This window comes from Flagellimonas amoyensis (genome assembly GCF_003058265.1).
Lineage (GTDB): Bacteria > Bacteroidota > Bacteroidia > Flavobacteriales > Flavobacteriaceae > Flagellimonas > Flagellimonas amoyensis.
Genome location: NZ_QBUK01000002.1, coordinates 1 through 14,916 on the forward strand (window position 1 = coordinate 1; position 14,916 = coordinate 14,916).

Here is a 14,916-nt window from a genome sequence, read left to right on the forward strand (position 1 = left end):
ACCGACCTCTTCGAGATCACTCCTGCAGGGGCACTCTCCCTCTTGGCGGGCAAGACCCTGGACTTCGAGACCAAGACACAGCACAGCATTACCGTACGGGTGAGCGACGGCGACAAGACCGCCACCGCACAGATCACCATCAAGGTGACCAACGTGAACGAAGGTGGAGAAGTCGGCCTCGCCGATGACCCTGCCTCATTTATCACCACTTGGAAGACCACAGTAGCGAATGAGGAGATTGTTATTGGCACGGATGTCAACCTTACCTACGACTATGCCATTGATTGGGGAGACGGCACCGTGGAACAGGTCACTAGCGGTACCCCTAAGTCCCATACCTATGCAGTGGCAGGGACCTATACTGTAGCTATAAAAGGACAATTTCCCACAATTCATTACCTTATTGGAAACAGCTCAGTATACAATTTAATGTCAATTGAACAGTGGGGAAGTATAGAATGGGAAAGTCTATCCAGTGCCTTTGAAGAATGTGTAGAAATGACATATAATGCCACGGATGTACCCGACTTGGCTAAGGTGACAGATATGTCAGGCATGTTTATTGGGGCAGCCGCCTTTAACGGGGACATCAGCGGTTGGGACACCTCCAATGTGACCGATATGTCCTATATGTTCGCTGGAGCCACTGCCTTTAATGGGGACATTGGCGGTTGGGATACCTCCAGTGTGACGAGTTTGGAAGGTATGTTCAGCCGGGCCACTGCCTTTAATCAAGACATTGGTGGTTGGGATACCTCTAGTTTGACCACAATGTCAGACATGTTCCGAGGTGCGTCTTCCTTTAACCAAGATATTAGTTCCTGGGACACCTCCAATGTTACCATCATGTCTTCTATGTTCGAAGGGGCCACTGCCTTTGATCAGAATCTGGGCAATTGGAACATTGGTAATGTTACAAATATGGCCTCTATGCTTGATGGTTGCGGTCTGTCAAGAGCCCATCTGAGGGACACCCTGTCGGGCTGGTTACAGTTTGTGATGGCAAACAACGGCCCCAACGACATCATTTTGGGCATGGATGGTCTTACTTTCTGTAATGAATCCGCCCAACATGCAAATACCCTCAACCAGAATTATGGCTGGACGTACACGGGAACTGCCGGGTACGAGGCCAACTGCGAGGGTTTTTGATCCAATAGGAATAGCTTATTTCTTAACATAGATATAATCTTGCCACCGAGGGGCCGTTGTGTCCTTCGGTGGTTTTTTATTTGATGATTGGGTTGTCCGAAGAGACGAAAGAACATAGACCGTAGAGAATAGATTTCGGTTATTCTGTTATTTGGTGATTCGGTTACTGGGTTATTCGTGGTGCTTGTCATTCTGAAAACACGAAGTGTTTGAAGAATCTCCACTCCAAAAAGAAATGCTTTGATTGTCGGAAGTCAGAAGTCCGAAAATTTATTCGTGTATATTGGTGCAATTCGTGTCCACTAAAAAACACCCCTAAGGTCCCCTCGAGGGGACCAGTTGCACTGGATGAGGTCATTCGGTTACTGAGTTATTCGTGGTGCTTGTCATTCTGAAAACACGGAGTGTTTGAAGAATCTGACCCGAAAAAAGGATTCTTCTATATTCTGATGTCCGAGGTCAGAAGTGTCACGTTGAGCGTAGTCGAAACGTTGGAAGAGACGAAAGAACATAGACTATAGAAAATAGACTTGGATGATTCGGTCACTGAGTTATTGGTCATTGCTAATTGTCCATTGTAGATTGGATTTACCCTTTACCCTTCAATACAAAACTAGAAACCCCAATCTTGAAATTCTGCTCCCTCCTTGAACTTGAAACTTGAGCTTGAACTTTTACCGGCCTAGAGAACCTTTTTAATGGCCTCCACCATTCTTTTGGCCCTTTCTCCTACTTCTGCTTCGGTCCATCCCAGTTTGATCAAACAGGAAATGGTCCTACCCATCCAATGGTCCGATTCCGAAAAGTCCGCCTTGGAATAGTCGGGAAGGTTTTCTCTTACCTCTTTTGGCAATTGGCCCAGCGATTTCAGTTGGGAGAGGTGTTCCCACTTTTTGTAGTAGTGCCAGTTGTTCTTGTACCAATAAAAACAGGCGTCCACACCATTTTCTCCCAGTGCCTTGTGGGCTTTTTGCGCCAGTTCTTCCGAAGGAAGGAAAAAACTGAGGAACGAATAGTTCTCCTCCCCTCCTTCGGGCACACTTCGGAACACGATTTCCGGGATTTGTGACAGGGCATCCCTCAATATGGCATAGTTCCTTTTTTGGATGGAAAGAAATTCGTCCAATCGGGAAAGTTGTGCCAAACCGACTGCCGCATTCATTTCAGAAATTCGAAAATTGTACCCCAAAAAGGGATGTTGCTCCGCTCCCCTATCGTTGCCTACATGATCATGCCCATGATCGGAATATTTATGGGCGTTCTCGTAGTAATCTTTATGGTTGGTGATGATAGCGCCCCCTTCGCCACACGTGATCGTTTTTACATAATCGAAGGAAAAGCAGCCCAGATCACCGATACTGCCCAATGGTTTGCCTTTATAACTCCCACCGATGGCCTGGCAGGCATCTTCGAGCAACAGAAGCTTGTGTTCGTCGCAAATTTCCCGCAATGCGGCCAAGTTGGCCATGGAACCGCACATATGGACGGGCATTACCACTTTGGTCCTCGGCGTTATGGCCTTTTTTACGGCTTCGGGATTTAGGGTAAGGGTATCGTCGATATCCACCAATATAGGAATGGCCCCCAATGCCAAAATGGACTCGAAACTGGCGACAAAGGTGAACGTGGGCATGATCACTTCATCTCCTGCCCCCACACCGGCACTGGCCAGGGCAATCGTCAACGCTGCCGTACCACTGCTCACCAGGTGGGCATGTTCGGTCTGCATCTTATTGGCAAGGGCGGTCTCCAGTTCACGCGCCTTCCAATGCCCGTTGCGCATACCATCAAAACCATAACGCATCAAAACGCCGGTGTCCAATACATCTTGTACTTCCTTTCTTTCCTTGTCCCCAAAAAATTCAAATCCAGGCATTTTATTTCTTTCTTATTGTTATTGATCTATAAACCACAGTTTGATCGCCATAATGACCACTACCACCACCAAAAAAGTCTTGATGAACCCGTCTCCTTTCTGAACAGAGAATCGACTTGCCACCCAAGCTCCCGATCCATTGCCAATGGCCAAAATAAGTCCCATTTTCCAGTTGACCTTGTCATTTAGGGCAAAAACCGCCAAGGCGGACAACATGTAAATGAACACGACCACTACTTTGGTGGCATTGGAGCGCACCAAATTCATTCGGTTATAATAGTGGTTGAACAGCATCATCAAAAAACCAAGTCCGGCATTGATGAACCCGCCATAGATACCGAAAAGGAAAAACACCACGACACTTACCCAAAGATACTTTCCCGTAAGCCTTTCTTCCATATGCTCCGATCGCATCTTTGGCGTGAAAACAATGATGAACACCACTGCCAACATCACTATGGACAAAATCCTGTTGAAGGTCTCCCCGTTGATGTCCACAGCAATATAGGCCCCAATAATGGAGCCCAAAAAGGATGCAAATCCCAGATAAACATTGAACGGATAGGTGGATACGCCCTTGCTCTTGAAGCCCGCTGTGGACATGGCAGTCTGCACCACAATGGCCACCCTATTGGTCCCATTGGCCACGGCTGCTGGCAAACCTAAAAAAATGAGGGTCGGCAAGGAAAGTAGCGATCCGCCGCCAGCCACCGTATTGATGAAACCCACTGCAAAACCTACCGCCACCAAAAGCAAATAGTAATACCATTCAAGCATAGGGGCAAAAATAATGGGTATTGTTCAATTGACCTTGACAAAAATAAAGTTGTCGGTTTTTTCTCAGAATTAAAAAGGTTGTTATATTTGCACCCGCATTGGGAGAAATGGCAGAGTGGTCGAATGCGGCAGTCTTGAAAACTGTTGAGGGTCACACCTCCGGGGGTTCGAATCCCTCTTTCTCCGCAAAAGCAATGGTAAAGCCCCTTTTTAAGGGGCTTTTGTTTTTTGGTTGACAATATAGGTGACAGAAATATAAGATTTATTATTCCCATGCTCTTAATGCTATAAGCAATTTTTTCAACCTTATTATTTGCTCATCATCTTGAAAATGTGGGTGTTTTAATAAATCCTTTATTTTTGATACACATTCTTTTGACCGGAGCCCCTCATTTTCAATAACAGCGGTAAGTAGTGTCATCTGCTCAGCTTTGAATTTTGCCTTCTCGACGAATTTCTCAGCATTCTCATCTTCTTCATATTCTCTTTGAATCTTTAGATGCTTATCTATATCGCCTTTATTTGCAATCAAATAACTCATAGCATTTTGATGCGTCACCGCATTAGTTGTAAATGCGAAATCTTTATCATGTATTAACCTATTTATCCTAGTTTGACCATTAGCAAGGTCATTAGGATGAATTTCTAGGTATCGCCTAGAATCCAGAGGCATTGTAATGACTGCTTTAGGGTCATACAGTCCATTGAACTGGTTTGTTTCAAAATGTCTGATAGATATTGGATTATCACATGTTATGATTGGGGCATCTGAATCCTTAATTTCAATTACATTTATTGTACAATCATATTTAAATCTCACAAAATCTCCCCATTGTTCAAGATGTTGAATTAAAAACTTTATTCTTGCCTTTTCGTCATACCCTTTCCTAACTTTATCAATGTCATTGATGTGAAATGAGATAGTTTCTTCTTCACCAAATGTTAGTTTAACTTCACCATCATTATCGGCCAGCATTGCTGCCCTTTCAAAAATCTTTTTATTAAAATCCTTTTGTAGATTTAGGATTCTAGGAGTTCTAAAGTATAGCGATAAGCAGACATACAATACTTGTACTTTTTGCTCAGGTGAAACTTCCAGAACACTTTTATCAATTAACAGATTATAAATTTTGGAATATTCTCCATCCACATTTTCCGCATAATGCTTTTCCAGAGCGTATTTTGCTTCAATCATTTCGGAAGGAATCGTATAAAGGTTTTTTTGCACACAAATATCTTTTGTGCTTACCTGCCCCAAGATGACTTCGTTCTCTATTTGATAAACATCAACAAACTGTTTATTTTTCTTCCCTGTGGTTGCAAAATTTTTTAGATAGGAACGTGGAATATAATGTTGTCTAATAGGGTTTGACATTACTAAGCAATTAAAAGATTGTTGGCAACATTAAAAATATCGGCCTTAATTATAGCATGGTGAATATATTAATTCACGATTTCATTTACTAGGTCAATACGCTCAATTAGTTTATTCACCATCTCTTCTTTGGAAACAAAATACTTTTTGTATTTGCCGGAAGTCTTCCCGTTTGCCATTGAAATAGTTATGCGATAATCTCCATTCGTTAGACGACTTGCCAACTTGGTCACATCCTTTGAGGGTAAAAAAAGTATTTCTTCATCCATCTCCATTTTTGCAGGATTGAAGGATAGACCTACTATGTAATATGAATGGTGTGCCTTAAAAGTATTCCCATTTATATTCAATATCATTCTATTCCGCTTATAGACATTGAAACGTGTTTTTACTTGTATGTAAATTGGGTTATATATCTTTTCTTTAAGCACAATTAAATCTATTCCCCTTTCGTCAATTACCGGTTTAAAAACATTTAAAAGACCTTGGCTATATAAGAGAATTATTTCCTTTACCCTATCCTCACCAATATTTCCCTTAGATTGTGCAGATAAACCAGAGGTGTCAATAAAATACTCATCATCAGTTTCTTCCGAATCTTCAACTAACTCAGCTTCCTTTGAACTAATTGTAATAATTTCTTTAGTTACCTCAACCGTTAAAACATCTCCAACAGATACGCTAAGCTCATTATAAAAAGAAGTCATGCCGAAAATACGATTGTAATCAGCATTATATTTTTTTACTTGAGAATCAGTAGTATTTTTAATAACCACATTAACTTCACCGCTTTCATTGGGCATTAGACTTCTAGCCTTAGATGGCACATACAGAAATCCCAAACGGGACTCCACCTTTATAAGTTTACGTTGGTATGTTATATTATTTTTCATATTGCATTATTATCCCATCCCGTCAATAAAAGTCTCTATGAAGTCTTTAATCTTATTCAGGATCCTCCCTGATGAGGTTGCTCTATCTTTAAGGCTTGGCCTTTCATGCATTACGGCAATAATCTCATCACGCAATGGTTCCTTTTCAGTGAACAGGAAGTTACTCACTAAATCAACCAACTTATTATATTCTAAGCCCTCTTCCTTTGCCAATCCAAGTATGGCTTTTTTCTTCTCTACTGTCCAGAAGGATTCAAACTCGTTGGCTACCAGTTCTGAGTCCGTTATCAGTGGTAAATTTTCCTCTATGAACTTCTCAATCAATTCTTTTTTGCTTCTTAATTGTGTCTCTGAAGCCAATATATCTGAAATTGCTTTCCGCTGTCCTTCTTGTTCTTTTGGCTCTGAATCGTGAAGTTTGGCCAATAGGGTCAATATATAAGTGACATTAATTTCATCCCTTCTGATCAACTCCAATTCAAAATCGATGTCATTGAGAATAGACACCTTTTCTTTCTGTGTTTCCGACCTTATTGTATCGTACAGATCCAAATACTTGCTTTTGTAGTTCTCAAACGTTTGTTCGTCCATTCCCAAATCCTCAAAACTGAATTCAGTAAAAGTCCCAAGTACATTTTTAACACGCATCAATTCCCTAAAGGCCTTTACAAATTCCAGTTCCTCAGCTTCAGATACCAAATCGTTTACACTGTCGAATGTCGGTGCAATGGCTTTCACACGCTCTACGGCTTCATCAAACTTTTCAATATAATCCTCATAAGGCTGTACTATGATTTCCTCAATGGCTTCTTTATTGGAAAAGAGTGTTATGGCTTCATCAGTGGCTTCTTTAAGATTCCTAAAAGCAACAACATTGCCTTGGGATTTCACCTCATCCAATATCCGGTTGGTACGTGAATAGGCTTGAATTAATCCATGATGCTTTAGGTTCTTATCCACATATATCGTGTTCAGCAGTTTACTGTCGAAGCCCGTCAAAAACATATTGACCACCAATAAAATATCAACCTGTTTATTTTTTACACGCTTCCCAATATCCTTGTAATAGGAATAAAATTCATTGGTGGAATAATTGGTTTTAAACATCCGATTATAATCACCAATAAACTCTTCCAATTTGTCCCTTGTATGCTTTGAATCATATTTTGATGAAGGTTCGGCTGCAAAATCCTCATAATCCTCATCTGGGATAAAGCCTTGTGCATCTTCATCCAACTGATTGGCTTGGTAAGAGTAAATTGTCGCCACTTTTAAATCGTGTTCACCTGCTTCTTTTTTGGTTTGGAACAACTCATAGTACTTAATAAGGGTCTTTACATTCTGAACGCAAAGAATAGCCGTAAAACGCCTATTATGCGTTTTACGATTATGATTATTGATTATGAAATCAACGTTATTCTCCAATCGTTCAGGAGCCTCTAGTACCTCAGCGGTATTGATGTCCTCTACTTTTATATCAACGATCCCCTCTTTTACCTTTACGGTATTCATGTATTCAATGGAAAACTTCAGAACATTCCTATCCCGTATGGCGTCGGTTATAACATATTTATGCAAACACTCCTCAAACAGATCCTTCGTGGTACGTCTTCCCAGCTTATTCTTCACAGAATTATCCGCAAAAATAGGAGTACCCGTAAAACCGAACATTTGGGCATTTTCAAAGTAGCCTTTAATAGCATTATGGGTGTCACCAAATTGGCTACGATGGCATTCATCAAAAATAAATACAATACGTTCGTTTTTTAGCTTATCCACTTTGGCCATGTGCTTTGGCTTTGAAATCGCAGTATTTAATTTTTGTATCGTGGTTACAATGAGTTTGGTTTCATCTGCCAACTGCCTCACCAATTTGCTGGTGTTATCGGTGGCATCTATACTGCCTTCACTGAAGCTGTTGAACTCTTTAATAGTTTGATAATCCAAATCCTTACGGTCTACCACAAAGACAACCTTAAGCACGTCCCCTAAATTGGTCAGTATTTGGGCCGCTTTAAATGAGGTCAATGTTTTGCCCGAACCTGTGGTATGCCATACATAACCAAATTTGTTGCTATTTTTCACACGTTCCACAATGGCTTCGGTGGCATAGTACTGATAAGGCCGCAATACCATTAAAATATTTGAGGTGTTCAGAACAATGTACTTGGTTATCATTTTAGAGAGATGACAAGGCTCTAAAAATGCTGTAGCAAAATCACTTAATTGCGTGATGATGTTATTCTCCCTATCCGCCCAAAAGAAGGTTTGTTTAAAGGAACGTGCTTTTACAGGGTTGTTGGCAAAATACTTTGTATTTACCCCATTGCTGATGACAAAGAGCTGCACATATTGGAATAATCCACTACCCGAACTAAATGAATGCCTCTCGTAACGGTTAATTTGGTTGAATGCTTCCTTCATTTCCAAGCCACGCTTTTTCAGCTCAATTTGAACTAGTGGCAAGCCGTTTATGAGTATGGTAACATCGTATCGGTTTTTATATGAACCTTCCATGGTTACTTGGTGGGTAACTTGGTATTGATTTTTGCACCAATGTACTTGGTTGATCAATTCAACGTAACCTGTTTCCCCGTTATCTTTGGTATAGGTAATACGATCCCGCAATGTCTTGGCCTTCTCATAAATATTACCCTTGGAAAGCTGATTTAATATTTGCGTGAAGTCGGCTTCTGAAAAAACGGTCTTATTATGTTTTTCCAACTGCCCCTTTAAATTGGCAATCAACTCCACCTCATCTTTTATACTGACTTTGGCATAGCCTAAGGCCTCCAATTGATCAACGAGGTTTTCTTCTAAAATATATTCTGGTTGGGTGGTCATTTATGATTGATTTCTTCTTCTCTCGAAGTGTTCCAATTCAAATTGGGCTAAAGTTTGATCATTAAGAAAATTACTTCTAATGTATTCAATGATAGCCATATAATCATCACTTTCTGTCATCTGAGTCCAACTAATGATTGCTCTTGGCGAAACATTGGAGTTTCTTGCCAAATCAATTAATGACTCCTGAATACGTCTATCTAAAGGAAAATGGGGAGGCTCAGGATAACCAAAAAGACACCAAACGTATTTCAACAATAAATTGAGTAGTTTTTGACTGACACCGAAATTTAATTTATGATTGGATAATATGGCACTTTTCCGATACTTATCGGAGGCTTCGGAAATACGTTTTATTTGCTTCAGGTGCGTTAAATCATCAATTCTGGAATTGTTTTGATATTCTGGTAATATGTTCGTTTCTATATATTCTTGTAGGTATTTTTTAAAATTCTTTTTATAATCATCTTTGGCGCCCTTCACATAAACATTTGCTCTTTGAAACGCTGCACCAAAAGTGAGTGTCCAAATCTCATTGTAAATAAATTTGTTTTGGTACTTATCCATGATAAAAAGTAGTTTACTTCTTTAACGATGCCAATAGAGTTTCACTTACCTCACATAACTCTAAAAGCTTCTCTTTAACAAGCTCGATCAGATCTTCCCGTTGACTAGTGTTGAACAACTTGGAGCGTTCATTCACATCATTGAAATACAGTATGTCCCTGTTATATGGCCATACTTGGCTTTCCCTAAACCCTGACTGAAAAAAATCGTGTTGCCCCAAGGCTGCTTTCAAAGGAGCTCTGTCCACTTTCTCTTTGGTCGCTATTATTCCATAAATGGATTTTTGCCAAGGTATTTTGGATTGTCCTTCGAGTTTGACAGCAATGTTTTCCGGCCAATTGACATTGGCAATGGTAATCCCTGTCCATGGATCATTTAAATCATTATCTACCTCAACACGCCAACTATTGCTTAATTCTTTCCGAAGTCTTACGGCTATCTCATCTGCAAACTGTTTAGTGGTTTCCAACTCAACATCGGAGATTGCAGTGCTTATGGTTTGAGCTGCATTGTAGTTTTCCCTTACCAGTTTGTGCATTTCATTTTCCATTTCTTTATTAGATAATTGGTTGGTCAGCTTTTTTAATAGAATGATGTATTGCTTTATGGATTCCCTTAGAATAGGCTCTTCGGCTGACTCCTTTAGGCAAGTTTCCAGCCATTCAATGATGTCCGTTTTGTACGAAAGACAATAATAATCTTTATCCAGAACCAGTTTTCCTTTGCTCTCCGATGAAGCATCAGAACCATTAAGTGTCAAATAATACACTGTGTTGTTCTCCTTGTTATGGTTGCAATAGCGCTGGATTTGAACATTTTGATCGGATGCGTAGATTTTATTTTCGATACAGATGCTATTGACTTGGTCAGTGATGTAAATATCTACCCTGCCACCTAGTAGGTTGGCATCGTCACGCTTACCTATATGCTTCTCCAAAACAACGCTTGCCTTCTCCAGGTCGATGGTATTGTCCCCAACGATTTCCAAGAACAATTTTAAAAATAGGTTTCCTTTGGAATGTGAACCTTTGGGATGGAGAAGTTCCCCCAGAAAGGCGGAATGCGTTCCATTTTCCTTATGTTCCATGTTGAGGATGGAAAATACATTGAAGTTTTCCCCCTTTAACCTCGATACCTCATTGTGGTGGGCAATGATTCTCTTGGCATCTTGGATCAGTTTTTTTTCGTTGGGATACGTCATTTTCTATGCGTTTGAACAAATAGTTGCTGCAATAAGACTTTATTAAAAGTTTGGGAGTTTTCAACTTGAAATTGGTTTGATAGGCTTCTTGTTAGATGTATTCAGGTTGGATGGTCATTATCTAAATTTTCTAAAGGCCTGTATGGTTTGATAAATTCCATAGCCGATTACAATTCTTCCAAATATGTCAAAAAAGTAAAACCAGTTACTGAAGGAATATTTTTTACCAAACTCTTCGCCAAGAAAATCAAACCTGTGTGTGGGCAATAGGTAAGAACTATAGGCTGGTATATTTTCATATATCGTGTTCCAATCGAGGTTCATGGCCATTTCGTATTTTGAAGTGCTTATAATTGTGAAATAGTAGAACAAAGCCCCAAAACTCAGCGTGAAAAGGGCTGCTTGGAAATATGACACCCCAAATCTACTGGAGAGCCAATTTAATGTTAGGACAAACAAATTAGATACACAGGAAACAATTGACTCCCCTCTGTATAGTTTGGAAAGGTTTTCATTTAGATAGGTTTCATTCTCAAGGGTTTTATACTCTATGCTGTGTACTACGTTATTTTGAGAAATATGCTCTTGTTTTAAAATTCGAAAAGTTTCCCTCTTATTCTTTATGGGTATTTCAGCCGTTTCAGAAATCGCTCTTTCATAAGCTTCCTCTGAAAGATTTTTATTTAGACTTTCATAATCTTTAACATGAAAATCAAAGATGCCCATTTCACCTGAACGGATAGCTGTGGATATATCAAAACCCTTTTCAATTTTTGTTCCCCTAAAAAGAATGAGTTTGTCAATGAGGCTATAGGTGAAAAGTACATTTTCTTTAAAGGTTGTAGCGCTAAAAACAGTTGTCCCTAAAAATTCGGTTTTAAAGAAAATTGTTGGGGAATAAAAAATACTTCTCCAAAAATCAGCCAAATCATAAAATGTTGTATTTCTAAAATTTGTATAGTTATAAAAATAACATTCCCGAAATCTTATTTTGCCGCTCAAATATGAATTTTCAGCATCAACATAATTAAATTTGCAGCTATTAAAGTGAAGATTACTTTCAGAATCCTTAAGCTCAAGCAAAAGGTCAAACTTGCAATTTGAAAATGCAAAATGTTGCTTAAAATTGATAATTGAAAATCCAACTTGTCGTTCTTCAATAGCTGATTTAGGTATTATTCTTTCTTCACTTATTGGTAGGGTCAATGGAAAGTTTATTGCTAAGTTTTTTACACCAAAATAGAATTCCTCATCAACTTTAAAATAATTTTGTTTGAATAATTCCTCAAGTTCTTTCTCGCTATTGACTGGTCTTAAATCTTCCATTTCTAGACAAACATTTGCTGCAACAAGCCTTTTTTAAACTGCTGGGTATGTTCTATTTGGGTCTGTACCACGGCTATTTTTTTATCGATGGAACTTAAAAATTGGGCGATTTGGGTTTGTTCTTCTATGTTTGGCAATTTGATAACCACCTTAGAAAAATTTCCTTTAGAAATTGTAAAACGTGTACTTCCAGTTGCCATTCTGGATAATTGTCTCAAAACATCATTATTATTACAAAAATAATGAGAGTAGAGAATGTCTAATTCAATATTTGGTCTAAAGCGCAAAACATGATAACTATAAACAGCATTTTCAATATCCTCAAAAATGACAACAGAATGTCCAATATCGTCAGGTGTTTCAGATGATGGTGTAAATAAAACATCTCCTTTTCTTAAATCACAGGATTTAATTTGATTATCATTGGCAGTAACTATTTGGTATTCTTTTACAGTTTCATTATTGATTTCATTGTGATTATACACATCCATATAATTAACCAAAAAAACTTCCTTTTCATCTGGCTTTGATAACTTATCCACACTGCTTGTTTGAAATTCTCCAATCTCCCCCAACCGTTTCTCCTCCCAATCAGGATATGTACTCCCATCTTCTCGAGTAAACCGCAATTGTGGAACTTGCCCTGAGCCTGCCGAAGGGAAAAGTTGCTGCATCACCCCTTTTTTGTATTGTTCCAAAAGGCTGTTCTTTTGTTGTAATTGCTGTATTTTTTTATCAACTGTTGAAAGGAAAGAGGCTATTTTTTGTTGTTCTTCTATTGTTTTAGAAAAAAAAACTTTTACTTTTCTTAGCGCACTTAATGGAATTTCTTTTAATGCAGAGCCATTGACTTTTTTGTTTATATTAATTATTGAGTTTTCAGATTGCAAAACCCAATTCATAAAAGAAGGTGTTACAATTGACTCTTTGGTGCTTATACGAGCCACTCCTCTGGTTAAATTAGCTCCAACAAGTTCTTTTTCAACCAACCTAACCAAGCCTATTTCCCCTCTGAGAGCTAACATGATTTCGTTTTCTTCTAAAATTGTTTTCTTATTAGAATCACTTACTTTTTTAGATGTTTTAATCATATTTGAAACATCTAATTTAAAACTAGTCAAGTCTACTACCCTTACACACGGTATCCCCTTTTCAATATTTTCACCAGTTTGCACAATCCCATAAGAAATAGTTTTTCTACATAAATCTTGTAAACTAGCCGTAGCCCACTCCCCAGAAAACTCGGCAAACCGCAAATTCGGCACCCGTTTTTGTTCTTTCATCATTAAAACGGTGTTTTTATATTGAGTTGCTTGCAGAAATCAGCTATCAAAGCATCAGTTTCGACCATATCTTTTTCCAAAGCCTGTAAGTCGGCGGCCACTTGGTTCAAATCCACGGGTTCTTCTTCCTCAAAGGTGTCCACATAGTGGGGTATGTTCAGATTGTAGTCATTTTCGGCCACCTCATCCAAAGTTGCCACATAGCTAAATCTATCAGTAACGCTTCGGGTTCGGTAGGTGTCTATTATGGCATCAATATGGGCTTCGCCCAATTTATTTTTATTGCCATCCTTCTCAAATCCTTGTGAGGCATCAATAAACAAAATATCGTCACTGTGTACCCTGCATTTACTCAACACCAAAATACAGGTGGGGATGCTTGTGCCGTAAAATACATTGGCGGGCAAGCCTATAACCGCATCCAAATAATTAAGTTCTTTTATGAGATACTCCCTGATTGTGCCTTCGGCACTTCCCCTAAACAATACACCATGGGGCAATACACAGGCCATAGTGCCATTTTCCGCCAATTGGTAGAGCATATGCTGCACAAAGGCAAAATCCGCTTTGCTGGTGGGTGCCAAACGCCCGTATTGGCTAAAACGTTCGTCATTTTCATTGAGTGGGTTGTCTTTTCCTTTCCATTTGGCCGAAAATGGTGGATTGGCTACTATAGCCTCAAACCTCATATCCAAATGTTGGGGTTGCTCCAAGGTGTCCTCTTGCCTAATATCGAAATGCCTAAAATGAACATCATGCAAAATCATGTTCATTCGTGCCAAATTGTAGGTAGTCCGGTTAAGTTCCTGTCCAAAAAAATCATCTACAGGCACTTCCCTACTTACTCGCAAGAGCAACGAACCTGAACCACAAGTGGGGTCATACACACTTTTAAGACGTTTTTTACCTGTGGTCACTATTTTGGCCAGTATTTTAGAGACTTGCTGAGGGGTGTAGAACTCCCCCGCCTTTTTACCTGCTCCACTGGCAAATTGAGAAATGAGGTATTCGTAGGCATCGCCCAATACATCGGCATCGGCATCTTCCAAGGCAAAATCAATTTTATCCAAATGAAACAACACTTTGGAGATAAGACTGTTTCTGGCATCGGTACTTCTACCCAATTTGGTACTGTTGAGGTCTAGGTCTTCAAAAAGTTTATTGAAATCGTCCTCACTTTCTGTACCCATGGTGCTTTGCTCAATGCTATTGAGAATGCTTTCCAAATCAGCAAGGATAAAATTGCTTTCATTCTCGGTATTGGCATTCCCCTTTTTGGCGATGGAACTAAAGAGTTCTTCGGGTTTTAAAAAGTAGCCTAACTTTAAAAGCGATTCCTCTTTAATAGCTTCCAAATCTCCAGCATCGGTAAGTAAAAGGTAATCCTTGACTTGTTCAGTTTCCAATAACGTATTGGCATAGAGGTATTGTTTTTCAGAAAGGTATTTGTAGAAAATAAAGCCTAGTATGTAATCTCTAAATTCATCGGCATCCATTTTGCCTCTCAACTCGTTGGCAATGTTCCACAATTGCGTTTCGAGCAGTTTCTTTTGTTCTTCGGACATGAAGTGTTATTTATTTTGGGTAGGGGAAATCTTATTTTCTCAAATATATGGAAACGG

11 protein-coding genes and 1 tRNA gene are annotated in these 14,916 nt (G+C 39.3%); 2 read left to right on the plus strand and 10 right to left on the minus strand.

The window, feature by feature from the left end; translation table 11 throughout:
• A partial coding sequence (locus DB398_RS02480; RefSeq protein ID WP_159076287.1) for a BspA family leucine-rich repeat surface protein occupies positions 1–1,152 on the plus strand: 1,152 nt, incomplete at its 5' end.
• Positions 1,153–1,834: 682 nt separating this feature from the next.
• Here DB398_RS02480 and DB398_RS02485 read toward each other — a convergent pair.
• Complete coding sequence (locus DB398_RS02485) at positions 1,835–3,028, minus strand: DegT/DnrJ/EryC1/StrS family aminotransferase (protein WP_108422840.1); 1,194 nt, start codon at positions 3,026–3,028, stop codon at positions 1,835–1,837.
• Between the two features lie 18 nt (positions 3,029–3,046).
• Complete coding sequence (locus DB398_RS02490) at positions 3,047–3,805, minus strand: sulfite exporter TauE/SafE family protein (RefSeq protein WP_108422841.1); 759 nt, start codon at positions 3,803–3,805, stop codon at positions 3,047–3,049.
• A gap of 101 nt (positions 3,806–3,906) precedes the next feature.
• Here DB398_RS02490 and DB398_RS02495 point away from each other — a divergent pair.
• Positions 3,907–3,991: transfer RNA gene (locus tag DB398_RS02495), tRNA-Ser, on the plus strand.
• A 79-nt stretch (positions 3,992–4,070) separates the two neighbouring features.
• On the opposite strand, the gene DB398_RS02500 is transcribed toward DB398_RS02495, so the two are convergent.
• The 8 genes from DB398_RS02500 to DB398_RS02535 all read right to left on the minus strand — a co-directional run bounded on the left by DB398_RS02500 (position 4,071) and on the right by DB398_RS02535 (position 14,859).
• A complete protein-coding gene (locus DB398_RS02500) occupies positions 4,071–5,180 on the minus strand; it encodes a DUF4238 domain-containing protein (protein ID WP_108422842.1) in 1,110 nt (369 codons plus the stop codon).
• A gap of 68 nt (positions 5,181–5,248) precedes the next feature.
• Positions 5,249–6,073: a hypothetical protein gene (locus DB398_RS02505; RefSeq protein WP_108422843.1), complete on the minus strand. Its 825-nt coding sequence runs from the start codon at positions 6,071–6,073 to the stop codon at positions 5,249–5,251.
• A gap of 9 nt (positions 6,074–6,082) precedes the next feature.
• Complete coding sequence (locus DB398_RS02510) at positions 6,083–8,917, minus strand: type I restriction endonuclease subunit R (protein ID WP_108422844.1); 2,835 nt, start codon at positions 8,915–8,917, stop codon at positions 6,083–6,085.
• Positions 8,918–9,484, minus strand: a complete 567-nt coding sequence (locus tag DB398_RS02515) for a hypothetical protein (RefSeq protein WP_108422845.1) — start codon at positions 9,482–9,484, stop codon at positions 8,918–8,920.
• Positions 9,485–9,497: 13 nt separating this feature from the next.
• A complete protein-coding gene (locus DB398_RS02520) occupies positions 9,498–10,685 on the minus strand; it encodes a PDDEXK-like family protein (protein ID WP_108422846.1) in 1,188 nt (395 codons plus the stop codon).
• Positions 10,686–10,802: 117 nt separating this feature from the next.
• On the minus strand, positions 10,803–12,011 hold the full coding sequence (locus DB398_RS02525; RefSeq protein WP_108422847.1) for a pentapeptide repeat-containing protein: 1,209 nt from the start codon (positions 12,009–12,011) through the stop codon (positions 10,803–10,805).
• Between the two features lie 2 nt (positions 12,012–12,013).
• The gene (locus DB398_RS02530) at positions 12,014–13,297 is read right to left on the minus strand and encodes a restriction endonuclease subunit S (protein ID WP_108422848.1); all 1,284 of its coding nucleotides are present in this window, start codon (positions 13,295–13,297) and stop codon (positions 12,014–12,016) included.
• Positions 13,297–14,859 carry a type I restriction-modification system subunit M gene (locus tag DB398_RS02535; protein ID WP_108422849.1) on the minus strand — a complete coding sequence of 521 codons (1,563 nt, stop codon included), beginning with the start codon at positions 14,857–14,859 and terminating at the stop codon, positions 13,297–13,299. The genes DB398_RS02530 and DB398_RS02535 overlap by 1 nt, the downstream gene beginning before the upstream one ends.
• Positions 14,860–14,916 lie beyond the last annotated feature (57 nt).

Coding starts and splice junctions, on each gene's coding strand:
- DB398_RS02515 (WP_108422845.1), bottom strand. CDS start 9,484: ATGGATAAGTACCAAAACAAATTTATTTACAATGAGATTTGGACACTC.
- DB398_RS02500 (WP_108422842.1), bottom strand. CDS start 5,180: ATGTCAAACCCTATTAGACAACATTATATTCCACGTTCCTATCTAAAA.
- DB398_RS02490 (WP_108422841.1), bottom strand. CDS start 3,805: ATGCTTGAATGGTATTACTATTTGCTTTTGGTGGCGGTAGGTTTTGCA.
- DB398_RS02525 (WP_108422847.1), bottom strand. CDS start 12,011: ATGGAAGATTTAAGACCAGTCAATAGCGAGAAAGAACTTGAGGAATTA.
- DB398_RS02510 (WP_108422844.1), bottom strand. CDS start 8,917: ATGACCACCCAACCAGAATATATTTTAGAAGAAAACCTCGTTGATCAA.
- DB398_RS02505 (WP_108422843.1), bottom strand. CDS start 6,073: ATGAAAAATAATATAACATACCAACGTAAACTTATAAAGGTGGAGTCC.
- DB398_RS02485 (WP_108422840.1), bottom strand. CDS start 3,028: ATGCCTGGATTTGAATTTTTTGGGGACAAGGAAAGAAAGGAAGTACAA.
- DB398_RS02535 (WP_108422849.1), bottom strand. CDS start 14,859: ATGTCCGAAGAACAAAAGAAACTGCTCGAAACGCAATTGTGGAACATT.
- DB398_RS02530 (WP_108422848.1), bottom strand. CDS start 13,297: ATGATGAAAGAACAAAAACGGGTGCCGAATTTGCGGTTTGCCGAGTTT.
- DB398_RS02520 (WP_108422846.1), bottom strand. CDS start 10,685: ATGACGTATCCCAACGAAAAAAAACTGATCCAAGATGCCAAGAGAATC.